Annotated in this window: 20 protein-coding genes; 8 read left to right on the forward strand and 12 right to left on the reverse strand. The window is 60.9% G+C overall.

Annotated features, from left to right (window positions below; translation table 11 throughout):
- The first annotated feature begins 1,052 nt into the window (after positions 1-1,052).
- The gene (locus I6G90_RS02925; protein WP_197929662.1) at positions 1,053-2,453 is read left to right on the forward strand and encodes an 8-oxoguanine deaminase; all 1,401 of its coding nucleotides are present in this window, start codon (positions 1,053-1,055) and stop codon (positions 2,451-2,453) included.
- Between the two features lie 113 nt (positions 2,454-2,566).
- Here I6G90_RS02925 and I6G90_RS02930 read toward each other — a convergent pair whose 3' ends face one another.
- The 8 genes from I6G90_RS02930 to I6G90_RS02965 form a co-directional block, all read right to left on the reverse strand.
- Positions 2,567-3,355: a substrate-binding periplasmic protein gene (locus I6G90_RS02930; protein WP_197929664.1), complete on the reverse strand. Its 789-nt coding sequence runs from the start codon at positions 3,353-3,355 to the stop codon at positions 2,567-2,569.
- Between the two features lie 141 nt (positions 3,356-3,496).
- On the reverse strand, positions 3,497-4,240 hold the full coding sequence (locus I6G90_RS02935; protein WP_197929666.1) for a substrate-binding periplasmic protein: 744 nt from the start codon (positions 4,238-4,240) through the stop codon (positions 3,497-3,499).
- A gap of 129 nt (positions 4,241-4,369) precedes the next feature.
- Positions 4,370-5,116: a substrate-binding periplasmic protein gene (locus tag I6G90_RS02940; protein WP_197929668.1), complete on the reverse strand. Its 747-nt coding sequence runs from the start codon at positions 5,114-5,116 to the stop codon at positions 4,370-4,372.
- A gap of 71 nt (positions 5,117-5,187) precedes the next feature.
- Positions 5,188-5,697, reverse strand: coding sequence for a GDYXXLXY domain-containing protein (locus I6G90_RS02945; protein WP_197929670.1), 510 nt, complete (start codon positions 5,695-5,697; stop codon positions 5,188-5,190).
- Positions 5,694-6,698 carry a DUF4401 domain-containing protein gene (locus I6G90_RS02950; RefSeq protein ID WP_197929672.1) on the reverse strand — a complete coding sequence of 335 codons (1,005 nt, stop codon included), beginning with the start codon at positions 6,696-6,698 and terminating at the stop codon, positions 5,694-5,696. Before I6G90_RS02950 ends, I6G90_RS02945 begins: the two co-directional genes overlap by 4 nt.
- Positions 6,691-7,629, reverse strand: a complete 939-nt coding sequence (locus tag I6G90_RS02955; protein ID WP_058053786.1) for a DUF2157 domain-containing protein — start codon at positions 7,627-7,629, stop codon at positions 6,691-6,693. Before I6G90_RS02955 ends, I6G90_RS02950 begins: the two co-directional genes overlap by 8 nt.
- Positions 7,630-7,817: 188 nt before the next feature.
- The gene (locus tag I6G90_RS02960; protein WP_058053785.1) at positions 7,818-8,375 is read right to left on the reverse strand and encodes a TMEM165/GDT1 family protein; all 558 of its coding nucleotides are present in this window, start codon (positions 8,373-8,375) and stop codon (positions 7,818-7,820) included.
- 259 nt (positions 8,376-8,634) lie between these two features.
- Positions 8,635-8,964: a translation initiation factor gene (locus I6G90_RS02965; RefSeq protein WP_058053784.1), complete on the reverse strand. Its 330-nt coding sequence runs from the start codon at positions 8,962-8,964 to the stop codon at positions 8,635-8,637.
- 119 nt (positions 8,965-9,083) lie between these two features.
- Here I6G90_RS02965 and I6G90_RS02970 point away from each other — a divergent pair, with 119 nt between their 5' ends.
- Genes I6G90_RS02970 through I6G90_RS02980 form a run of 3 tightly spaced genes read left to right on the forward strand, consistent with a single transcriptional unit; the run spans position 9,084 to position 11,873 of the window.
- Complete coding sequence (locus tag I6G90_RS02970) at positions 9,084-9,311, forward strand: FeoA family protein (RefSeq protein WP_058053783.1); 228 nt, start codon at positions 9,084-9,086, stop codon at positions 9,309-9,311.
- A 55-nt stretch (positions 9,312-9,366) separates the two neighbouring features.
- A complete protein-coding gene (gene feoB / locus I6G90_RS02975; RefSeq protein WP_197929674.1) occupies positions 9,367-11,637 on the forward strand; it encodes a Fe(2+) transporter permease subunit FeoB in 2,271 nt (756 codons plus the stop codon).
- Positions 11,634-11,873, forward strand: a complete 240-nt coding sequence (locus tag I6G90_RS02980; RefSeq protein WP_182970782.1) for a FeoC-like transcriptional regulator — start codon at positions 11,634-11,636, stop codon at positions 11,871-11,873. Before feoB ends, I6G90_RS02980 begins: the two co-directional genes overlap by 4 nt.
- Positions 11,874-11,974: 101 nt before the next feature.
- Here I6G90_RS02980 and I6G90_RS02985 read toward each other — a convergent pair whose 3' ends face one another.
- Together I6G90_RS02985 and I6G90_RS02990 are read right to left on the reverse strand one after the other, a co-directional pair.
- Positions 11,975-12,625 (reverse strand): DUF2913 family protein, encoded by a 651-nt coding sequence (locus tag I6G90_RS02985; RefSeq protein ID WP_197929676.1) that lies wholly within the window; start codon positions 12,623-12,625, stop codon positions 11,975-11,977.
- Between the two features lie 99 nt (positions 12,626-12,724).
- Complete coding sequence (locus I6G90_RS02990; RefSeq protein ID WP_180344079.1) at positions 12,725-14,020, reverse strand: DEAD/DEAH box helicase; 1,296 nt, start codon at positions 14,018-14,020, stop codon at positions 12,725-12,727.
- 287 nt (positions 14,021-14,307) lie between these two features.
- Between I6G90_RS02990 and I6G90_RS02995 the strand changes: the two genes are divergently transcribed.
- The 4 genes from I6G90_RS02995 (at position 14,308) to I6G90_RS03010 (ending at position 17,467) form a co-directional block, all read left to right on the forward strand.
- Positions 14,308-14,886, forward strand: coding sequence for an O-methyltransferase (locus tag I6G90_RS02995; protein WP_197929678.1), 579 nt, complete (start codon positions 14,308-14,310; stop codon positions 14,884-14,886).
- A gap of 335 nt (positions 14,887-15,221) precedes the next feature.
- Positions 15,222-15,995 (forward strand): amino acid ABC transporter substrate-binding protein, encoded by a 774-nt coding sequence (locus I6G90_RS03000; protein ID WP_197929680.1) that lies wholly within the window; start codon positions 15,222-15,224, stop codon positions 15,993-15,995.
- 57 nt (positions 15,996-16,052) lie between these two features.
- Complete coding sequence (locus I6G90_RS03005; RefSeq protein WP_269668395.1) at positions 16,053-16,709, forward strand: amino acid ABC transporter permease; 657 nt, start codon at positions 16,053-16,055, stop codon at positions 16,707-16,709.
- On the forward strand, positions 16,706-17,467 hold the full coding sequence (locus tag I6G90_RS03010; protein WP_197929684.1) for an amino acid ABC transporter ATP-binding protein: 762 nt from the start codon (positions 16,706-16,708) through the stop codon (positions 17,465-17,467). The genes I6G90_RS03005 and I6G90_RS03010 overlap by 4 nt, the downstream gene beginning before the upstream one ends.
- Positions 17,468-17,602: 135 nt before the next feature.
- Here the strand turns inward: I6G90_RS03010 and I6G90_RS03015 are convergent, their stop codons facing one another.
- Positions 17,603-19,018, reverse strand: a complete 1,416-nt coding sequence (locus tag I6G90_RS03015) for an FAD-dependent oxidoreductase (protein WP_042056188.1) — start codon at positions 19,016-19,018, stop codon at positions 17,603-17,605.
- Between the two features lie 12 nt (positions 19,019-19,030).
- Positions 19,031-23,488, reverse strand: coding sequence for a glutamate synthase large subunit (gene gltB / locus I6G90_RS03020; protein ID WP_197929686.1), 4,458 nt, complete (start codon positions 23,486-23,488; stop codon positions 19,031-19,033).
- Between the last annotated feature and the right edge of the window lie 17 nt (positions 23,489-23,505).

The raw sequence follows: 23,505 nt of genomic DNA on the forward strand, positions 1-23,505 counted from the left end.
GGCCTTCAATATAAAGGCGTTTCCCGATAGGGATATGTGCTGCTTGCTAGCTCTACTCACCATGATTTTTTCACCGATATAATCATGTCGATGATACCTGTTGCATAGGTTCGACAATCTGATCTCGCCACGGGGGGGGCGAGGGGTTGGTTTAGAGATAACAGCTCTTCCAATCACGGCTCCGCATAGGCAGATGGGGGTTAACGGGCATCGGGGCAGTGCCCTTGCAGCTTGCGTTGCGTAGCCATGCCTAAAGAGGTTAGCGACCCCTCACCCTAACCCTCTCCCGCAAGGGGAGAGGGAATGGTTACCGCGGACGATTACGCTGCGCTAATCGACCCTACAGCCGAAGCCATGCCAACGCTGCTGGCGACTCCTCACTCTCTCCCGCAGGAGGGTTACCATGGTGCAATGCGCTGCGCTTATTGCACCCTACCGCTCTCCCGCAAGGGGAGAGGGGATGGTTACCGCGGACGATTACGCTTCGCTAATCGACCCTACTCGACCCGATTCAACCCGAATCGACCTTACCCATTGCCTCAGCATCCCCCGCGCATGGGGGCATGGGCACAGCCACAAGGGCTGACGGGCAAGCCGTCGAGGGTGCAACCCTCGGGCCACGGCGCAGGGGCGGGAGTCCGGCTGGACGCCGCTAAAGTTGCTACCGCCCCTGATTGTCGCTACCAGATTGCGCCGTTGACCATTGATCACGAGAAGGGGGCCAACAGGCGCCGCTGGATATCTTACGGATTCATTGAGCGCTTAACTATGGCGGCCATCACGCAACTATCAGAAACCAGAGGTTTTTTTGCGCTGGCGCACACTTTTCGGACTGGGTGTTCAATCAATTGCTGTCGGGGCTGGGTACTGGCAGGGCGGTGGGGTAACCCGAGAGGGGAGGGGCTATCACCTTGATTTAAAACGAGGCTCACAGATTTTTTGCCATCGCCGGGTAGACTGGGGCCACTGCGGCGCTGCGCCGCCTCTGGATCAGCAGACAGGGTATAACTGAGCTGGCTCACCCCTATGTATGACTGATGGAGGCGCCGGCCATGTCCGCTACCCGTATCTGGATTAAAAACCCCCTTGCCACCTTTACCCCCGAGGCCGTCGATGGTCGCGGCGGGCTGGTGATTGAAAACGGCTTGATCAGCGAAGTGCTGGCGGCGGGCCAGCATCCTGCCCGGCCGTGCGAGCAGCTGTTCGATGCCCGCGATCATGTGGTGCTGCCGGGCCTTATCAATACCCACCACCACTTCTACCAGACCCTGACCCGCGCCTGGGGGCCTGTGGTCAATCAGCCGCTCTTCCCCTGGCTCAAGACCCTCTATCCGGTGTGGGCCAGATTGACGCCGGATGGTCTGGCGCTGGCGAGCAAGGTTGCGATGGCGGAGCTGCTGCTGTCGGGCTGCACCACGGCTGCGGATCACCACTACCTCTTCCCGCGCGGGATGGAGGAGTCCATCGATATTCAGGTCGAGACGGTACGTGAGCTGGGGATGCGCGCCATGCTGACCCGTGGCTCCATGAGTCTGGGCGAAGATGAGGGAGGCTTGCCGCCGCGCCATACGGTGCAGGGGCAGCAGCAGATCCTCGATGACAGCTTGCGGCTGGTGCGCCAGTACCACCAGCGCGGCGCCGGGGCGCAGATCCAGATTGCCTTGGCCCCTTGCTCCCCCTTCTCGGTGACCGAGGAGATCATGGTGGAGAGCGCCAAGCTCGCGGCCGAGCTCGATGTACGGCTGCACACCCATCTGGCGGAGACGCTGGATGAGGAGGCGTTCTGCCTCGAACGCTTTGGTCTGCGCACCGTCGATTATCTGGAGAAGGTAGGCTGGCTGGGGGAGCGCACCTGGCTGGCCCACGGCATCCACTTCAATCCGGACGAGATTGCGCGGCTGGGGGCGGCGGGCACCGGGGTGTGTCACTGTCCGGTCTCCAATATGCGGCTCGCCTCCGGCATCTGCCCGACCCTGGATCTCGAAGCCGCCGGTGCGCCGGTGGGGCTGGGGGTGGATGGCTCGGCCTCCAACGATGCCTCGAACCTGATGCAAGAAGCCCGTCAGGCGCTCTATCTGCAGCGGCTGCGCTACGGCGCCGAGCGGATCACCCCGCGCAAGGTGCTGGAGTGGGCGACCCGTGGCTCGGCCAAGTTACTGGGGCGCGGCGATCTCGGTGAGCTGCTGCCCGGCAAGCAGGCAGATCTGGCGCTGTTCAAGCTCGATGATCTGCGCTTTAGCGGCAGTCACGACCCCATCGCGGCGCTGATCTTGTGCGGCGCCGAGCGGGCCGATCGGGTGATGGTGGGCGGCAAGTGGCGGGTGGTGGATGGCGCCATCGAGGGGCTGGATATCGAACGGCTCATCGCCCGTCACAAGGTAGCCGCTGCGGCGCTGGTGCGTGGTGAACGTAAAGGACTGTGTGAGTCACCAGAAGTGGGCAACCCAAGGTGAATAGCCCAAGGAGAGGGCTCGACAACAACGCACAAGCCGTGCGCGATTGAGTGTGTCGAGCCACAAAACCAGAGGGGCCCATATCGGGCCCCTCTGTATTGGCGGTGTGCGAGCTAGTTGGTTTTCCCGGTTTTGGCCTGTTCAGTGTTGGCGGGCGCAGGCGCCGGGAAATATTTGCTGTGCAGCAGCGGGTATTCGCTGCTGGCCAGCACCTGGGTCAAGCCGGTCTGGAACTCTTTGACCAGCGCATCGCTCACCGGATGGCTGAAGGCGAAGCAGAACTGCTCCGAGCTCAGCACCCACTGCTCCTTAAAGCGGGCGGGGTCGAGTTTTTGCTCGACGATCAGCTGCTCCATGGTGGTCTTGTTGGTGGAGACCAGATCGACCCGGCCGGAGGTGAGCATCTTCAGCGCCTGTGCCAGCCGGTTGGCGGCCATCAGCCTGGTCTCGTCAAAGCCGTTGTTGAGCAGCAGTTGCTCCCCCACATCGGCCCGCACCGCCCCGATATTGAACGCCTTGGCATCGTCGAGCTTGGTGATGGTGATATTGCGCTCGGCCAGCCCCACCAGCACGATCTCGGCATACCCGATGGGACAGGCCCACTTGAACAGGGGGTCCCGCGCCTGGGTGCGAGCGGTGGAGAAGAGTACCGCATTGGGCTTTTGGGTCAGCAGGTAGTAACCGCGCGCCCAGGGCATGATGGTGATGGGTTGCGGCGGGGTGTTGGTCTTCTGCCACACCAGTTGCAGCAGCTCGACCGCGAGGCCGGTGGGGGCGCCGCTGGCGTCGGCGTAGTTGTAGGGTTTGTACTCTTCGGTGAGGTAGTGCAGTTTGCCGAGCTCAGGACTCGCCTGTGCGAGGGTGGCCAGCAGCGCCCCGGCCAATCCAATCCATGCTTTCATTTTTGCCATCCTGATCAAGGGAATATCATGCTCAAGTGTGACCAAGCTGGCCGATTTCGCCAAGGCGACGGGGCATGTTTGGTAATAAAAGTGCCGGCGCTCGCTGCCATCCCGCGCCATCTGTCGGTAGCGATCAGGGCGTTAGCGCAGCGACAGGTATTTGGTTTGCAAGGCCGAGAAATCCGCTGACGCGACGACCCGGGTCAGCGCCTGCTGAAAGAGGGCGACCTCGCTGTCGGGCACCTGACGACTGAAGGCGTAGCAGAGCGGGGTGGTATCCAGCACGAAGGCAACATGAACGTCATCCGGCTTGAAGCCGAGCTGTTGCAGGGTTTGATAGCCCACCAGTTTGTTGGTCGCAAACAGATCGGCGCGGCCGGAGGTGAGCATTTTGGCCGCCTGGGTGAGCCGGTTGGCTTGCATCAGTTGGTGCTCATCGATACCGCGATCGAGCAGCAGTTGCTTGGAGACGGTGGCGCGCACCACCCCGATCTTGTAGTGGCCAAGCTGCGCTGCCGAGTCGAGGGTGATGTTGTCACCCTTGCGCCCCAGCAGCACAAACTCCGAATGGTCGATGGGGCAGGCCCACTTGAAGAGCGGCTCCCGCTGCGGGGTACGGGCGGCGGCAAACAGCACCACATTGGTTTTTTGTTGCAGCAGGTTGTAGCCACGGGCCCAGGGCAGAATGCGGATTGGCTGGGGCGCCATGCCGCGCGCCTGCCAGATCAGTTGCAGCAGCTCGACCGACAGACCGGTGGGCTGGCCCCGTTCGTCACTGAAGTTATAAGGGGGGGATATTTCGCTGAGGTATTCGAGTTTGCCCGGATCCGCCTGAGCGAAGGTCGTCCACAGGAGCAGCAGGTGAATGAAGTGCCATGTTCGCACGGGAAAATCCTTGCCAATCAAAGATGTTGGTCAGTTTGACTGCTCGCGGCGGGAATAGCTAGCCACCTCTATTGCATCTTTCATCCATAAAATGGGCAGCGCCTTGCTGCCCATCGGGTGAGTGAGTGCTCAGCGCACCGGCAGGTATTTGGCCTGCAATTTGCGAAACTCTTCCGAGGCGAGGGCGCGGGTCAGGGCCTGCTGAAAGAGGGTGATCTCGCTGTCAGGCACCTGACGGCTGAAGGCGTAGCAGAGCTGCTCGGCGCTCAGCACCATGGCCACGTTGAAGTCGTCGCTATTGAGCTTCAGTTCGCGGATGGCGTCATATCCCGCCAGCTTGCTGGTGGCGAGCAGATCGGCGCGACCGGAGAGCAGCATCTTCAATCCCTGCGACAGGCGGTTGGCCGAGATGATGTTGTTGTCATCCATGCCGTTGTTGAGCAGCAGTTGCTCGGCGGCGTCCGAGCGCACCGCGCTGATCTTGTACTGACTCATCTGATCCACCGAGTCGAGAGTGATGTTTTGCGCTTTGCGGCCCAGCAGGATGTACTCCGAGTAGCCGATGGGGCATACCCACTTGAAGAGATCCTCCCGTGCCTGGGTGCGGGCGGTGGAGAAGAGCACCACGTTGGGTTTCTGGGTTAGCAAGTAATAACCGCGCGCCCAGGGCAGGATGCGTACCGGCTGGGGCGCCACGCCGCTGTGTTGCCAGATCATCTGCAGCAGATCGACCGCAAGGCCGGTGGGCTGGCCTTGCGGATCGCTGAAGTTGTAGGGGGGGTACTCTTCGGTGAGGTACTCGAGCTTGCCCAGATCAGCCCGGGCCACCGAGGCCCAGCAGAGCAGTAACAGATGACAGATCAGCCATATCCTCATTGGGAACATCCTTAGCGATCAACCTTGTATTGAGTGTGACCATGAACAGCGTAAATAGCCACTCACTGCCATTACCAGCGGGCGCGGGTCTGCCCGATGGGCTGGTAGGCCTCGTCCCGCAGCCCCACCAGCAGAGTCTTGCCATCCGCTTGCAGCCGGAATTCGCCGTAGCGGGCCGCTTGATACTGATCCCCCGTGCCCTCTTCAAAGAAGTAGGCGTCGGGGCCAATCTGCCACTGCCGCTCGCTCTGATGCACCTGCAATAGCCGCTCATCGCTGGCGAGCCGATCCGGTTTGCCAGCGGCAACCAGACTGGCCACCTGATGGGCATCTAGGCGGATCACCAGGGTGTCGCGACCCTTTTCACGGGCATCGCTGCTGGCCAGCTCGCGGGCAATCTCATAGTTCAGCCGCATGTAATCCCCCTGCATCAGGGAGCGGGGATCGACCGGGGCGAGTCGCAGCAGCACCACTTCGCCGCTGCTCATGGCGCGCTCATAGCGCCAGACGGTGGTATTGATGCCCGCCACGATGGCAAGGCCGCTCAGCAACAGGGCGAGCTGTCGGGTGACGGGTTTCATGAGTCGCTCCTTGCCGCGAAGGTGGTGAGCAGCTGGCGGGTACCCAGCAGCAGGATGCCGGAGCCCAGCAGCAGCCAGGATTTGGTCATCAGGGTGAGCCCCAGCTCGTAGTAATAGAGCGAGCCATAGCCGAGCAGCAGCAGGGCAGAGAGGGTCATCAGCCCCAGACTACCGGCATAAAACCCGAGGATCAGCACCAGTGCGCCCGCCCCCATGCCGGGGATGATGGCGCTGATCAGTACCAGCGGCAGGCCAAACAGCAGGGGGAGTTTGAGTTTCACCATCACCGCCAGCAACAGGGCGGCGCAGAGCAACGGATTGAGCCAGAGCGGCAGGCGCGACAGCCCCAGCTCGTCCAGCATGCTGCTGCCGCTATCCCACAGCGGTTGGTGCAGACGCCCCAGCACCAGCAGGGAGAGGGCCAGCCCCAGGGTGATGGAGTGGTAGAGCTGGTGGCGCTCTGGATCGCTATCTGCCCTTAGCCAGCAGAAGGTGATGGCCGCCATCACCAGCGGCAGCGCCAGCAGTTGCAGCCCGAGGCAGGCGAGACCAAGGGTGAGCAGCAGGGCTGCCGCCACGCTGTGAAACAGCCGCACCAGCCAGTGATCGAACAGCACGGCGATGGCGAGCGACAGCAGGCACAGACCGAACCAGAGCAGGGCGTGATGGAGATCCAGCTGATCGAGCAGGCCATAGAGCAGCCAGGCATCGGCCGCCAGGGTGAGTGCCAGCACGAACTGATCCCAGAGATCGCCGCGCTGGCTGCGATTGAGGGCGTAGGCTCCCGCCAGCAGCACAGCCCCCAGCAGCAGGGCGCTGTTGGCCTCGTGGGTCAGCTGTTCGAAGGTGAGAAACAGGAAAAAGAGCAGGAACAGGGCGGCAATCCAGCCCACCAGCCCCAGCATAAAACGGCTCGACCAGTGGGGCTGGGTGTCACGGGGCATCTCCCCTTCCACCAGATTGGCCTGTTGCAGCGCTTGCCAAAGGGTCAGATCACTCATGAGACCTCCGTTGTTGTTGCAGCCAGCGGGCGGCGGTGACAGAAAGACCGATGGCGATCAGGCTCAGCAGCAAGAAGCCGTTGATGTCGGGTTCCATCCATTTACCAAGGGTGGCGAGGATGACGGCAATCAGACTGAGGCACCCCATGGCGAGTCCGGCGATAAATCTGTGGTGCCACAGGGCATAGGCCGCGGCGAGCCAGCCAAACCAGAGTGGCCACACCAGCGGGGAGGCGGCATCAAACAGCGCCAGCAGGGTGAGCAGGGTGGCCCCCAGACCCGCAGCCAGACCCGCCAGCCAGCTTGGCATCAGGCGCCAGCGGGCCGGTGCCAGCAGAAGCAGACCCCAGAGGGCGGCGTTGAGCAGGGTGAGGCACCAGCCCAGACCCTCTTCATCGAAGGTAAAGAAGAGTGCGAACAGGCCGAGCCGCCAGTAGAGCACCAGCGCCAGCTGGCCGAGCAGCCAGCTCAGGGTCCAGAGTAGCGGGCTTTGGCCAAATACCGCCAGCGGCACCAGCATCAGCGCCCAGGTGGCGAACAGTTGCCAGGGATCGGCGCCGGTCTGGTAGGTCTGACCCACCAGCGCCAGCAGGGCGCCGATATTGAGGGCGACAGCGAGCAGCAGCGCCTGACGGGGAGTATCCCCCAGTGGTTTGCGCCACAGCAGAAGCAGCATGGCGAGCAGTGGTGCCTCCAGCAGGGCGAGGCGGGAGACCCGGCCCAGCTCTTGCCAGTTGAAGGCGACGAAGAAGACCAGTCCGGCCCCGATGCAGAGGGCTCCGAGCCAGAGCAGCAGCCGGTCAAACAGCCACTGCCAGCGCGCCGGAGGGGGGGGCAGATCGGTGAGGGTCAGGGCGTCCGCCAGCTTCTCTGGTGCCAGCCGTCCTTGTTTGACCCATTCGAGTAGCGTCTCTCTTGATACGTTGTGCATGGGGGGACTCCACGAGGTTTGCCCCATTATGGCATGAGGCACCCGCAATCGTGCACTGCACCTTGGCTGTAAGGCCGGTGGTTGCGACAGCGGGTTACGTAACAAACAAAACAGCAAACAAAGCAACAAATAAGGCAGCAAACAAAAAAGCCCTCCGAGGTGGAGGGCTTGGTCAGCGGAAAAGGCGATCAGGCAAAGATCAGGGTGCTCACCCCGAGGCCGACGAAGAGGATGGCGCAGGCGATGCGGATCCCCTTGAGCGGCAGCTTGTCTGCCCCCAGCTTGCCGATCAGCACCACCGGCACGTTGGCCAGCATCATGCCGAGGGTGGTACCGGTGATGACCTGCACCAGCGAGTCATACTTGGCGGCCAGCAGCACGGTGGCGATCTGGGTCTTGTCCCCGATCTCGGCGATGAAGAAGAGCACGAAGGTGGCCATAAAGGGGCCGTATTTATCCAGCGAGCTCTCCTCGTCATCCATCTTGTCCGGCACCAAAATCCAGATAGCCATGGCGATAAAGGCGATGGCGACCAGATAGGTCATTATCTTGGGATCGAGCCAGCGGCTGATGAACTCGCCAATCCAGGCGGCGCCCGCATGGTTGAGCAGGGTAGCCGCCAGCATGCCGGCGATGATGGGCCAGGGCTTGCGAAAACGGCAGATGAGGAGCAACGCCAACAGCTGGGTTTTATCGCCGATTTCGGCAATGGCGACGCTGAGGGTTGAGGTTAACAAGGCTTCCATAAAGATGACCGGGGGACGGAATTGTTATAAACCAAAGACAAGCCTGCGCCATCCGTCCCCGGTATTGGCACTGGCCCGTCAAAGGTCTTGTCAAATCCATGACTGGCATGGATCACCCTGACCATGGTGAGTTGGCACCAAGTATGTTGATCAGGATCGCAGAGCGGTATTCATGCAAAGGATGGAACCGGCGTGCGAGACTACTCCCCCTCGATGGGAGCGGGCATTCTAGGGAAAAACCGCATGGGTGACAAGGGGATCAGCCCCCCACCAGCTTGACGCTGAAACCGGCTTTCTCCAGCTCGGCCTTGATCAGGTCCCGTTTATCCCCCTGGATCTCGATAACCCCCTCTTTGATACCGCCACCGGTGCCGCATTTTTTCTTGAGCAGGGTCGCCATGGCTTTCTGCTGATCGGCGGGTACGCCATGAATGGTGATCACCCCGGCGCCCTTGCGCCCCTTGGTCTCGCGGCGAATGCGCACGGTGCCGTCTGTGGGGAAGGGAGAGGCGGATTGGGGAGCGCTCTGCTCCTTGATCATGCCGCCATCCGTGCTGTAAACGAGGCGGCTGTTGTTGTCGTGACTCATGGCAATACTTTATCGGTTAGCTAAGCGGAGTTTGATTTTACTCAAATAAAAGTTGAAGACACAGCTTATAATGCCCCAAGTAAAAGCGAATTATTATTGTTTAACTTCAGGAGTCAGTCATGGTACTCACGCAGTTGTCGCCGGGACAGAGTGCTCGCATCAAGAATATGAACCAGTTGGCACGGCCGCTGCGTCGCAAGCTGATGGTGATGGGCCTGCTGCCCCAGACTGAAGTCATCTATCTGCGCTCCGCCCCCTTGGGGGACCCGCTCCAGATCCAGTGCCAGGGGATCTGCCTCTCCATGCAAAAGAGTCTGGCACAGCAAATCGAGGTCGAGCTGGTATGAAACACACCTCACAAAACAATCGTCTTGGTCAAAACACTATCGAGGTCGAACCGGTATGAATTACTCCCTGGTAACGGTAGGTAACCCCAATAGCGGCAAGACCTCACTGTTCAACGCCCTGACCGGCGCCCGCCAGCAGGTAGGCAACTGGAGTGGTGTCACCGTCGACAAGAAGATGGGTGAGTTCAGCGCAGGTGAACATCACTTCAAGCTGATGGATTTGCCCGGCATCTATAGCCTGGCCAGTCAGGATGGCAGTCTGGACGAGCAGATCGCCAGCCGCTTTGCCCAGGGCCAACAGCCCGACCTGCTGCTCAACGTCATCGACGCCGCCAATCTGGAGCGCTCCCTCTACCTCACGCTGCAACTGCGCGAACTGGGCCTGCCCATGGTGGTGGTGCTCAACAAGCTGGATATCCTGCAAAAGCGCCGTATCGTCATTGACGAGAGCAAGCTCGGCAAATCCCTCGGTTGCCCGGTGGTGGCTCTCTCTGCCCACAACAGCAAACAGGTTGCCGCCTTCAAGCAGCAGATCCGGCAGTTTATCGGTCAGCCGCAAGCGGCCTTGCAGCTCGATTACGGTCACTCTCTTGAAAACGATCTGGCGGAGCTGGAGACCCTGCTCGCCCCGCACCACCTCACTACCCGTGGTCGCGCCCTGCGCCTGCTGGAAGAGGATCCGGTGATGCAGGAGACCCTGCTGCCCGGTCAGCAGGCCGCCGCCCACAATGTGGTCGCACGCGCCCATCAGGGGCAGGATATCGATCTGCAACTGGCGGATATCCGCTACGGCCATATCCACCAGTGGGTACAACAGGCGCGTCAGCAAAAGGGCAAGCTCACCGAGGCCCAGAGCGAGTGGCTGGATCGAGTGCTGCTCAATCGCTGGATTGGCATCCCCTTCTTCCTGTTTGTCATGTACCTGATGTTCCTGTTTGCCATCAACGTTGGCAGCGCCTTTATCGACTTCTTCGACATCATGGGCGGCGCCCTGTTTGTCGATGGGGTGCACCACCTGCTGGGGCTGGTCAATGCGCCAGAGTGGCTGGGCGCCATTCTGGCTGATGGTTTCGGGGTCGGCTTGCAGACCGTTGCCACCTTTATTCCGGTGATTGGCTGCCTCTATCTGTTCCTCGCGGTGCTGGAGAGCTCCGGCTATCTGGCCCGCGCCGCCTTCGTGGTGGATGCCCTGATGCGCCGCCTCGGCCTGCCGGGCAAGGCGTTCGTGCCGATGCTGATGGGCTTTGGCTGTACCGTTCCCTCGGTGATGGCGACCCGTACCCTCAACTCCGAGCGGGAGCGGCTGATGACCTCCGCCATGGCACCCTTCATGTCGTGCGGTGCTCGTCTGCCGGTTTACGCCCTGTTTGCTGTGGCCTTCTTCCCGGAATCGGGCCAGAACCTGGTGTTCGGTCTCTACCTCATCGGTATTGTGGTGGCGGTGCTCACCGGCCTGTTGCTGCGCAATACCCTGCTGCCGGGCAAGAGCGACTCCATGCTAATGGAGATGCCGGATTACGAGTGGCCGCGTCCGGTCAACGTTGCCATCAAGACCTGGCAGAAGCTCAAATCCTTCGTCTTTGGCGCCGGTAAAACCATCGTGCTGGTAGTCGCCGTGCTGAGCGTGCTCAACTCGCTGGGTACCGATGGCAGCTTTGGCCATCAGGATCAAGAGGGCTCGGTACTGAGCAAGATAAGCCAGGCGGTGACCCCGGTGCTGCACCCCATCGGTGTGCGCGATGATAACTGGCAGGCCACGGTCGGCATCGTCACCGGTATCTTCGCCAAAGAGGCGGTGGTCGGTACCCTCAACAGCCTCTACGCCGGTGCTGGTGGTGAAGAGGAGGAGAGCGAGTTCTCGCTGGTGGCCAGTTTCCACGAGGCGATCGACGCCGTGGCGGCCAATCTGGCGGAGATCAACCCGAGCGACCCCATGGGATTGTCTGTCGGTGAGCTGGATGATCAGCAGGCAGCTGCCGAAGCGCAGGAGGTCGATGTTTCCACCTACGGCAACATGCAGACCCACTTCGACGGGGCGGCCGGTGCCTTCTCCTACCTGTTGTTCGTGTTGCTCTACATGCCTTGCGCCGCCGCTATGGGCGCACTGGTGCGCGAAACCGGTCGCCAGTGGGCGCTGATGACGGCGGTATGGTGCAACTACATGGCCTTTATGTGCGCCACCGTCTTCTATCAGGTGGCCACCTTTGCTGCTCACCCGGAGCAGAGCCTGTTCTGGATCGTCAGCTACGGCCTCTCTCTGGTGCTGCTCTGGTGGGCCGGGCGCCGTCACGGTGACATCGTGGCCCGCAAGGTGGTGACCTTATGATCCTGCGCGAGCTGGGGGATTACCTCGCCGCGCAGCAGAAGGTGAGCCGGCGGGATCTGGCTCGCCACTTCCACACCTCGGAAGATGCGGTGGAGGCCATGCTCGGCGTCTGGATGCGCAAGGGGCGGGTCATCAAGCGTGAGAGCCGGGTCTGTGGTGGCAGTTGCTGTGGCAAGAGCGAGGAGGTGATGTTCGAGTGGTGTGACACCGGCCAGATTGGCATCAAGATCCGCTAAACGACTACCAGACCTCATCACCGAAGATCGAACAATAAAAAACGGCAGACCCTGCTTTAAATGAGGGCCTGCCGTTTTTTTATTGCTTCACACTGACGGGATCAGGCGCTCTGACGAGCCTCGCTCAGCAGTGCCAGCGCCGGTTGGGCGTTGTCCGGCATCAGCCGGTAGGCCTTGTGATGTTTGACCAGGGTGGTCTTCTTGTTGCCCTGGCTCAGCAGCAGCCCGTGCTTGAAGGCCGTCTCGGCCAATACCTTCTCGTCACCGCGCACATAGAGGGTGAGGGGTTTGACAAGCTCACCCGCTTCGATGTGGCCCTGATACTCGCTATGGCTGATCACCAGACTCGCCTGACCGCCCGATTGCAGGCGCAGCTTGGCGTTCACCTCGCTCTCGGTCAGCACCAGCCAGCCTGCCGCTGCCAGCTCTTCCAGCAGGGCCGCCAGCTTGGCTCCCAGCTGCTGCGGATTGGTCATGGCGCACTGGTACTGGAAGGCGATGCGCTCCAGCAGCCCCTTGAGATCGGCGCCCGCTCCCAGCGTGCGGCCAAGCTGTACCCAATCTTTTAAATCTTCCATCACCAGACGGGAGAAGCGTTTCTCCTTGAGGGAGTCGGCCATCCAGGTACAGAGAAAGTGGCTCTCTTGCGCCGGGGTGCGCTTGCCCGCTTTTTGTTCGGCGGTGCGAGCCAGTTCGGCCAGGCTCTGGGTGGCCATCTCGAACAGGGCCTGATTATAGGTAGGAGAGGTCATAAGCAATCCTTGAGTTGACCACCACAGGTCAACACCGATGACAGAGATAGCAAAGGCGCCAGTGGCGCCTTTGCGGTTCAATAGAGCTGCCTGCGCGCCTTATTTCGGCTGACGGGGCTTCTTGGCCGCGGCCAGACGCTTGAGGCGCTGACCCTGCAGCTTGGCTTCGGCCATCACCTGGGCCACGGCGTTATCTTCACGCTGCGGGCGCTTGCCGAAGCGACGACGCTCCTGCAGCTGTTTGATCAGCTCGTCACGGCTGCTCACCTCGTAGCCCGGCACCATGATGCGGCGGATCTTCTGGCCGATCAGGGCCTCGATCTCCAGCAGGGTGCGCTCCTCTTCACGGCTGACGAAGGAGATGGCCATGCCGCGCTTGCCGGCACGACCGGTACGGCCGATGCGGTGCACGTAATCTTCCGCCAGGAACGGCAGATCGTAGTTGACCACGTATTCCAGGCTCGGGATGTCCAGACCACGGGCGGCCACTTCGGTGGCGACCAGTACCCGCACCTTGCCTTCCATGAATTCGCGCAGGGCACGGCGACGGTTGCCCTGGGCTTTCTCGCCATGGACCACGGCGGACTTGATGCCGTCGAGGTTCAGCTCCTCGACCAGCACATCACAGCTCTCGCGGGTACTGGCGAACACCAGCACCTGCTGCCAGTTCTGCTTGCCAATCAGCTCGGAGAGCAGCTCGCGTTTGCGCTTCTGCTCGACCGGATAGACGGTGTGGCTGACGGTGTCGGCAGTGGAGTTCTGCTTGTTGACGCTGACGATCTGCGGGCGGTCCAGCATCAGGTTGGCCAGCTTCTTCACCGCGTCGGAGAAGGTGGCGGAGAACAGCAGATTCTGACGGGTCTTGTTGACAGCTTGCAAGATCTTCTGCACATCGGCACTGAAGCCCATGTCGAGGATGCGATCCGCTTCATCCAGCACCAGACACTCGACGCCGGAGAGGCTGAGGTTGCAGGCGGTAAGGTGTTCGAGCAGACGGCCCGGGGTTGCCACAATGATGTGAGCGCCCGCTTTCAGCTTTCTGGCCTGCACGTCCTGCTTGCCACCGCCCACGATGGTGATGGTGGTGATATCGAGATACTTGGCGAAGTCATTGATGTTGCTCGCCACCTGAGCCGCCAGCTCGCGGGTCGGGGTCAGGATCAGCACCCGGGCGTTGGAAGGCTGGGCCGGGGCCGGATTGTCTACCAGACGCTGCACAATGGGCAGGGCGAAGGCGGCGGTCTTGCCGGTACCGGTCTGGGCGCTGGCCAGCACATCGCGGCCACGGCGAATGGCCGGGATCGCCTGTTGCTGCACAGGGGTCATCTCCTGATAACCGCAATCTGAGACAGCACGCAAAATCTCGGGGGCAAAATCGAACGATTCAAATCTCATAATGGGTTCCTGTGTTCCAGCTGGGCTGTGTTTGGCTTGGTTAGCTCGGCATGAGCGAGACGGAGGTTGTAACCACCGACGGCTGCGCCTGACATCAAGTCAGAGAGTGAGCCGGAAAATGGCGGGCGCGAAGTGTAACAGATAGACGTCACAAATTCTGCCTCAAATGGTTGTCATTTTCTCATCCTTTGCGCTCGGAATGGCGTTTAAAAGCAATCATTTGACTCCCAAAGGCCAAACCAAGAGGATAGATCGAGCGGTTTCTGGCATGGACGAAAGGGATATCGATGGAACTGGAACAGTTAAAACGCCAGCTGGAGCAGCTTGGTGAACGCAATGACAGCACGCAGCAGGCACGCCACCGCAAGCTGCTCAATATCACCCGCGACACGGGGGAGTTGCTGTCAGTGCTGGTGCATACCCGCGGGGCGCAGGCGGTGCTGGAGATCGGCACCTCAAATGGTTATTCCACGCTTTGGCTGGCAGAGGCGGTGCGTCGGCTGGAGGGTCATGTCACCACCATCGAGCTGGATGAGGATAAGCGCGTGCTGGCTCATAACAACTTTCAGCTGGCGGGACTGAGCCCCTGGATCACTTTGCTGGCAGGGGATGCGGGCGAGCTGTTACCGACCTTGCCGCAAGCCGGCTATCAGCTCATCTTCCTCGATTCGGATCGTCAGCACTACCGGGCATGGTGGCCACAGATCCGCCGCCTGCTGGCGCCCCGTGGCTTGCTGGTGGTCGATAACGCCATCTCCCATCGCAGCGAGATGGCGGAGTGGATGAACGAGGTCGGGCAGGATCCGGCCTTTGCCACCTCGCTGGTACCGGTCGGCAAGGGGGAGTGGCTGGCGGTGTGTTTGTGATCAGGTGATGGCTCGAATTTGGTATCGGGCTGGCAGTGTGTTTTTTTATCATGAATAAACAGTGTGTCCCGCAATCAGTAGCGAATGTGGGACTGCTTTTTCGTTATTCATTATTTCACTAAACATCCTCATATTTCATGGTTTGGCAACGGGAACCACCGCGTTATGTTTCGCTGGTGCCGCCAAGTGCAATCGTTAATTGGCAGTCATCGTATATGTGGCGTGACCCGATTAAATGGTGCTGGCAGCAGCAGGATTCAAAATAATAATTGCATGGTAATCCGGATTATCGTTGGCAAGCGTGCTGGATGTTTACAAATATAACGAGGTGAATAATGAAAAAACTGCACTCCCTGTTTGTGCTGGCAGCCCTTCCATTGGCTTTGATGACATCGGCGCAAGCCCAGTCTAGCCTCGCCGCTATCCAGAGTGCCGGTGCGATCAAAATCGGCACTGAAGGCGCCTATCCTCCGTTTACCTATCACGACAAGAGCGGCAAGCTGGTCGGCTTTGATGTGGAGATTGGTGAGCTGATTGCAAAAGGCCTTGGGGTGAAGCCGGAATTTGTCGAAGGCAAGTGGGATGGTCTCATCGCCGGGGTGGATGCCCAGCGCTACGATCTGGTGCTCAACGAAGTGGCCATCACCCCGGAGCGGCTGAAAAAGTATGATTTTTCAGATCCCTACATCACCTCCAAAGCGGTGATTGTGGTGCACAGCGATAATCACAGCATCAACAGCTTTGCGGATCTGAAGGGTAAAAAATCATCCCAGTCGCTGACCAGCAACTTTGCTCAGCTGGCGAAATCATCGGGCGCCGAGGTGGTCGCTACCGAGGGCTTCAACCAGTCACTGCAGCTGGTGCTGACCGGGCGAGTGGATGCCACCATCAACGACAGCCTCTCTTTCCTCGACTTCAAGAAACAGAAACCGGATGCCAAATTGAGGGTGGCGGCGACCGAGGCGAAGGGGGATCAATCGGCAGTGTTGCTTGCCAAGGGACAGCCGGAATTGCTGGCCGCCATCAATCAGGCACTGCGCACTGCCAAACAGGATGGTAGCTACCAGAAAATATCTCTTAAATATTTTGGTACTGATGTCTCGCAATAATATTGCCGGAAAATAATAACTAGCGAGGTAATTAACGTGCCAGCCTGGTTGCAGTTAATGATCGACTCTTTTTGGCCCCTGCTTAGCGCGGGGCTTATTTTTACCGTGCCACTGACCCTGATCACCTTTGTCTTGGGAATATTGCTCGGCTTGCTGGTGGCGCTGGCCAGATTATATGGCCCGACACCGCTGGTAGTGCTGGTCCGTTTTTATGTCTGGCTCATTCGCGGCACACCGCTGCTGGTCCAGCTCTTTCTGATTTTTTATGGCTTGCCAAGTGCCGGCATTGTGCTGGATGCCTTCACCGCCGCGGTGATCGGGTTCACCCTCAACATCGGCGCCTACAGCTCGGAGATCATCCGCGCCACTCTGGCTGCGATCCCGAAAGGGCAGTGGGAAGCGGCCTATTCGATTGGCATGAACTGGCCCCAGGTGATGTGGCGGGTGATCCTGCCGCAGGCGGCGCGCATTGCGGTGCCACCGCTTTCCAACACCTTTATTTCGCTGGTGAAGGACACCTCGCTGGCGGCAGCAGTGACCGTGCCCGAGTTGTTCCAGGCGGCCCAGCGGCTCGCCTCCGTCACCTATGAGCCGCTGATCCTTTACATAGAGACGGCCATCATCTATCTGATGTTCAGCTCGGTGCTCTCCACCTTGCAAGACCGGCTGGAACGCAAGTTGACCCACAAAGAGACCCGGGAGGTCGCCCTATGATCTTGTTGCGTGGTATCGAGAAGCAGTTTGGCGGGCAGCGGGTGCTCAAGGGGATCGATCTTGCCATGGTGGCGGGCAGTGTGACCGCCCTGATTGGCCCCTCAGGCAGTGGCAAGAGCACCCTGTTGCGCTGCGTCAATGTGCTGGAGCGGCCGGATGCAGGGCAATTGGTGCTGGGGGGAAGCGAACTGGATTTTTCTCACCATCTACCCCGCCAGAGCGTGCTGGCATTGCGCCAGCAGACCGGCATGGTGTTCCAGAATTTCCAGCTGTTTCCGCACATGACGGTACTGGAAAACGTCATAGAGGGGCTGCTAACCGTGCTGAAGTGGCCAAGGGCTAAAGCGCAGACGCGCGGCTTGCAACTGCTCGACAAGGTGGGGCTCAGGCACAAGGCCGAGGCGGTGCCTACCACCCTCTCCGGAGGTCAGCAGCAGCGGGTTGCCATTGCGAGGGCGCTGGCGCCATCGCCCAAGGTCCTGCTCTGTGACGAACCCACCTCGGCGCTGGATCCCGAGCTTGCCCAGGAGGTGGTGACCGTGCTGCGCCAACTGGCCCGGGAGGGAACCACCATGCTGATTGCCACCCATGATTTGCGGCTGGCCGCCCAGATAGCGCAGCAGGTGATCTTTCTGGAGGCGGGTGAGGTGGTGGAGGCTGGCAGCGCACGCCAGATGTTCACCACCCCCAAGCGGGCACGTACCTTCGAGTACATCTCTACCCTCACCGAGCGGTTGCCGGAGAGCTGGAGCATCTAGCAGCTCCCCGGACGAGGTGGATGGAGTGATAAGTGGCAAGCTGCCAGCGAGAACTCCGAGCCTTAAATTCCGAGTCTGAAAAGCAGAGCCCCGCACTGGCGGGGCTCTGTTTTGCGTTGACTGAGGAATAGCAGGTTAGACAGCGAGGTAATCCATGATCCCTTCGGCTGCCTTGCGCCCCTCATAGATGGCGGTCACCACCAGATCGGAGCCGCGCACCGCGTCGCCACCGGCGAACACCTTGGGGTTGCTGGTCTGGAAGGCATATTCCGCCTGCTCACGCGCCTTGATGCGATCCCGGTTGTCGAGCTCGATGCCGAACTCCGCCATCCAGGGTTGGGGGTTGGGCTGGAAGCCAAACGCCATCACCACCGCATCGGCGGCCAGCACCTGCTCTGAGCCCTCGATGACCACCGGATTGCGGCGGCCATTGGCATCGGGTTCACCCAGCTCGGTGCTCACCACCTTGATGCCGACGGTGCGACCGTTGGCATCCAGCTCGACCGCCACCGGTTGCAGGTTGAACATGAATTCAACCCCCTCTTCGCGGGCATTTTTCACCTCCCGCTTGGAGCCCGGCATGTTCTCCTCGTCGCGGCGATAGGCGCAGATCACCTTGTCGGCCCCCTGACGGATGGCGGTACGCACGCAGTCCATGGCGGTATCGCCACCGCCCAGCACCACCACCTGCTTGCCAGCGAAGTCGATGTAGTCGGCTTGCGCCTTCTCGAAGCCCAGCAAGCGGTTGGCGTTGGCGATGAGGTAGGGCAGGGCGTCATAGACGCCCGGCGCCTCTTCGTTGGCAAAGCCGCCCTTCATGTACTTGTAGGTGCCGACCCCGAGGAAGACCGCATCGAACTCGCCGAGCAGGTCGGCGAAGGTGATGTCCTTGCCCACTTCGGTCTCGAGTCGAAACTCCACGCCCATTCCCTGGAAGATCTCGCGGCGACGCTGCATTACCTCTTTTTCCAGCTTGAAGGAGGGGATACCGAAGGTGAGCAGGCCGCCAATTTCCGGATACTTGTCAAACACCACCGGGGTGACGCCGTTGCGTGCCAGCACGTCGGCACAGGCGAGACCCGCCGGGCCGGCGCCGATAACGGCGACCCGCTTACCGGTCTTGACCACGTTCGAGAGATCGGGCTTCCAGCCCATCTCGAACGCCTTGTCGGTGATGTATTTTTCGATGTTGCCGATGGTCACCGCGCCGAAGCGATCATTGAGGGTGCAGGAGCCCTCACAGAGGCGATCCTGCGGGCAGACTCGACCACACACTTCCGGCAGGCTGTTGGTCTGGTGGGAGAGCTCCACCGCCTCCAGAATGCGCCCCTCTTTGGCCAGTTTCAGCCAGTTGGGGATGTAGTTGTGGACCGGACACTTCCACTCGCAGTAGGGGTTGCCGCACTCGAGGCAGCGATCCGCCTGCATCTGTACCTGCGGCTGATTGAAGGACTCGTAGATCTCCACAAACTGGATTTTGCGGATCTTGAGTGGCTTCTTGGGCGGGTCGACCCGCTGGACATCGATAAACTGAAATACGTTCTGGCTCATAGGGTTCCCTCCTTATTGCGCCTGGATTCTGAGTTCTGCACTGGAACGGCTGGTGTGACCCAGCAGCGATTTCACGTCGCTGGACTTGGGTTTGATCAGCCTGAACTTGGGCACATAGGAGTCGAAGTTGGCCAGGATCTCCTCGGCGCGCGAGCTGCCGGTCTCATTGAGGTGCGCCGTGATGATGCCGCGCAGGTGCTCCTGATGGATGGCGAGATCCGCCACGTCCAGCAGTTCGACCAGCTCGGGGTTGGTGCGCTTGGCAAAGTTGCCGCACTCATCGAGCACGTAGGCAAAGCCGCCGGTCATGCCCGCCGCGAAGTTGACGCCGGTCTGACCGAGCACGGTGACGATGCCGCCGGTCATGTATTCACAACCGTTGTCGCCAATGCCCTCGACTACCGCCAGCGCGCCAGAGTTACGCACCGCGAAACGCTCGCCAGCGGTACCTGCGGCGTAGAGTTTGCCGCCGGTGGCGCCGTAGAGACAGGTGTTGCCGATGATGGCCGCTTCGTGGGATTTGAACGCCACGCCGACATGGGGCTTGATCACCAGCTTGCCGCCGGTCATCCCTTTGCCCACGTAGTCGTTGGCATCACCGGTGAGAATCATCTCGAGGCCACCCGCGTTCCAGACGCCGAAGCTCTGGCCTGCTGTGCCGTTGAAGTGCACCTTGACCGGATCCGCAGCCATCCCTTGGTTGCCGTGACGTTTGACGATCTCGCCCGAGAGGCGCGCACCCACCGAGCGGTCGGTGTTGCGAATATCGTAGCGGAACTCGCCGCCGCTTGAGGTCTCTACCGCTTCCAGCAGATCCGCGACCATTTGCAGGTTGAGCGGCCCCTTGTCGAAGGTGGGGTTGTGCTGCTGGCTGAACAGGCTGGAGCCTGCCGGAGCGACCGGACGAGCCAGAATACCGGAGAGATCCAGCTTGGCCTGACGGGCGGTGAGGCCGGGCAGGGCCTCCAGCAGATCGGTGCGGCCGATGAGGTCGGTCAGCTGGGTGACGCCGAGTTGGGCCATCAGCTCGCGGGTCTCCTCGGCGATGAACTTGAAGTAGTTCATCACCATCTCCGGCAAGCCGGTGAAGTGCTCGCGACGCAGCTTCTCATCCTGAGTGGCAACGCCGGTGGCGCAGTTGTTCAGGTGGCAAATACGCAGGTATTTGCAGCCGAGCGCCACCATGGGGCCGGTGCCAAAACCGAAGCTCTCGGCGCCGAGGATAGCCGCCTTGATGATGTCCAGACCGGTCTTGAGGCCGCCATCCACCTGCAGCCGCACCTTGTGGCGCAGGCCGTTGGCGACCAGCGCCTGTTGGGTTTCGGCCAGACCCAGCTCCCACGGGGAACCGGCGTATTTGACCGAGGTGAGGGGACTCGCGCCAGTGCCGCCGTCATAACCGGAGATGGTGATGAAGTCGGCATAGGCCTTGGCCACGCCGCAGGCGATGGTGCCCACGCCAGGTTCTGAGACCAGTTTCACCGACACCAGACAGCTCGGGTTGATCTGCTTGATGTCAAAGATGAGCTGGGCCAGATCCTCGATGGAGTAGATGTCATGGTGCGGCGGCGGTGAGATCAGGGTCACGCCGGGCACGGAATAGCGCAGCTTGGCGATCTGGGCGGTGACCTTGTCACCGGGCAGCTGGCCCCCTTCGCCGGGCTTGGCGCCCTGAGCCACCTTGATCTGCACCACATCGGCGTTCATCAGGTAGTGGGGGGTGACGCCAAAGCGACCGGAAGCCACCTGCTTGATGCGGGAGTTCTTCTCGGTGCCGAAACGCTTGGGATCTTCGCCCCCTTCACCGGAGTTGCTCTGACCGCCGAGACGGTTCATGGCGACAGCCAGTGCCTCGTGGGCCTCAGGGCCGAGGGCGCCGATGGACATGGCGGCGGAGTCGAAGCGGGGGAACAGCTTGTCGGCTGGCTCCACTTGATCCAGCGCGACCGGATTGTTGACCTTCTTCAGCGCCAGCAGATCGCGCAGGGTGGCAACCGGGCGCTCGTTGACCAGACGGGCGTACTCCTTGTAGTCGGCATAGTTGCCGGAGCGCACCGCGGTTTGCAGGGTTTGCACCACATCCGGGTTGTAGGTGTGGTACTCGCCGCCGTGGACGAACTTGAGCAGGCCACCGTGGGCGAGGGGTTTGCGCACCAGCCAGGCCTGACGGGCCAGATTGTGCTGATCCTGCTGGATGTCGGCAAAATCGGCACCCTGAATACGGCTCGACACACCGCGGAAGCAGGTATCGACCACCGACTTGGCCAGACCCACAGCTTCGAACAGCTGGGAGCAGCGGTAGCTGGCGACCGTGCTGATGCCCATCTTGGACATCACCTTGTAGAGCCCTTTGTTGATGCCGTTGCGGTAGTTGACCATGGCCTGGCGCAGGGACATGGTGAGCACGCCCTCTTCAACCTGTTTGGCCAGGGTTTCGTAGGCCAGATAGGGGTAGATGGCGGTCGCGCCAAAGCCCAGCAGCACCGAGAAGTGGTGCGGGTCACGGCAGCTTGCGGTCTCCACCAGAATGTTGGCGTCGCAGCGCAGGTTGTTGTCCACCAGGGTGCGCTGCACCGCGCCCACCGCCATGGCGGCCGGGATCGGCAGGGTGTCGGCGCTGATATCGCGATCCGACAGCACTAGCAGCACGGTGCCACTCTTGGCGGCGGTTTTGGCCTCGTCGCAGATGCGCACGATGGCTGCTTCTAGCCCCTCTTCGGGCATGAAGTTGAGGCTGATCACCTGATGACGGTAGTACTCCCCTTCCAGTGCCAGCAGCTGGTGGAAGTCGGAATAGAGCAGGATCGGCGACTGGAACAGCACCCGGTGGGCGTGGCCGAAGGTCTCGTTGAAGACGTTCTGCTCGCGACCGATACAGGTCGCCAGCGACATCACGTGGTTTTCCCGCAATGGGTCGATGGGCGGGTTGGTCACCTGGGCAAACATCTGGCGGAAGTAGTCATAGAGGGTGCGCGGGCCGGAGGAGAGCACCGCCATCGGGGTGTCATCCCCCATGGAGCCCACCGCTTCCTGACCATTCTCACCGAGTACCCGGATGATCTGATCCAGCTCCTCGAAGGAGTAGCCAAACAGCTTCTGATAGGTCTTCAGCTGGTCGTCGGCAAATTCGCGGCGGCCGGTCTGGCTGTCGTCCATCTGCTCAAAGGGAACCAGTCGGGTGCAGTGTTTGTCCATCCACTGCTTGTAGGTGTGGCGGTTCTTGAGATCGTCATCGATCTCGAAGCTGGTCCACACCTTGCCGTTGCTGGTATCGACCACGAACAGCTCGCCCGGGCCGACCCGGCCCTTCTCCAGCACTTCGTCCGGGGTGTAGTCCCAGGTGCCGACTTCAGACGCGAGCGTGATGAACTTGTCCTTGGTGATGACATAGCGGGCCGGACGCAGGCCATTTCTGTCCAGCGCGCAGGTGGCATAGCGGCCGTCGGTCATGACGATACCGGCAGGGCCATCCCACGGCTCCATGTGCATGGAGTTGAAGTCGTAGAAGGCGCGCAGGTCGTCATCCATGTTCGGGTGCTTTTGCCATGCTGGCGGGATCAACAGGCGCATGGCGCGGAACAGGTCCATACCACCGGCGAGGAAGAGATCCAGCATGTTGTCGAGGCTGGAGGAGTCAGAGCCGGTGGTGTTGACGAAGGGGGCTGCTTCCTGCAGATCGGGAATGAGCGGCGTCGCAAACTTGTAGCTGCGTGCCTTGGCCCACTGGCGGTTGCCGGCGATGGTGTTGATCTCGCCGTTGTGGGCCAGATAGCGGAACGGTTGCGCCAGTGGCCAGCGTGGGCTGGTGTTGGTGGAGAAGCGCTGGTGGAATACGCAGATGGCCGCCTGCATGCGGATGTCGGCGAGATCCAGATAGAAGCGCGGCAAGTCCACCGGCATGCACAGCCCTTTATAGACGGTGACCAGGTTGGAGAGGCTGACGATATAGAAGTAGTCGTCGTTGATGCGCTTCTCGATACGGCGGCGCACGATATAGAGGCGACGCTCCAGATCCTGTTCAACCCAACCTGGGGGGGCGTTGACAAAGACCTGTTCAATACTGGGCAGGGAGGTTTTGGCGATGGGGCCGAGCACATTGGTATCGACGGGCACTTTGCGCCAGCCGACCAGACTCAGGGTCTCTTTTTCCAGCTCCTCGTCGATGATGTCGCGAGTGGCTTGCGCCAATACGGGGTCGGGGTTGAGAAACAGCATGCCGACCGCGTACTTGCGGCCAAGGTGCCATCCCTTCTCTTCGGCGACCGCGCGATAGAAGCTGTCGGGTTTTTGCAGCAGCAGACCGCAGCCATCGCCGGTCTTGCCATCGGCGGAGATCCCGCCGCGGTGCTGCATGCGAGCCAATGCTGACATCGCGAGACGAACAAGCTTGTGGCTGGCTTCCCCTTCCATGTGGGCCAACAGGCCGAAGCCACAGTTATCCCTCTCCAGCTTTGGATCATATAGTGACATTGCATTTCTCCCTTGCT

It is taken from the genome of Aeromonas allosaccharophila (genome assembly GCF_016026615.1).
Classification (GTDB): domain Bacteria; phylum Pseudomonadota; class Gammaproteobacteria; order Enterobacterales; family Aeromonadaceae; genus Aeromonas; species Aeromonas allosaccharophila.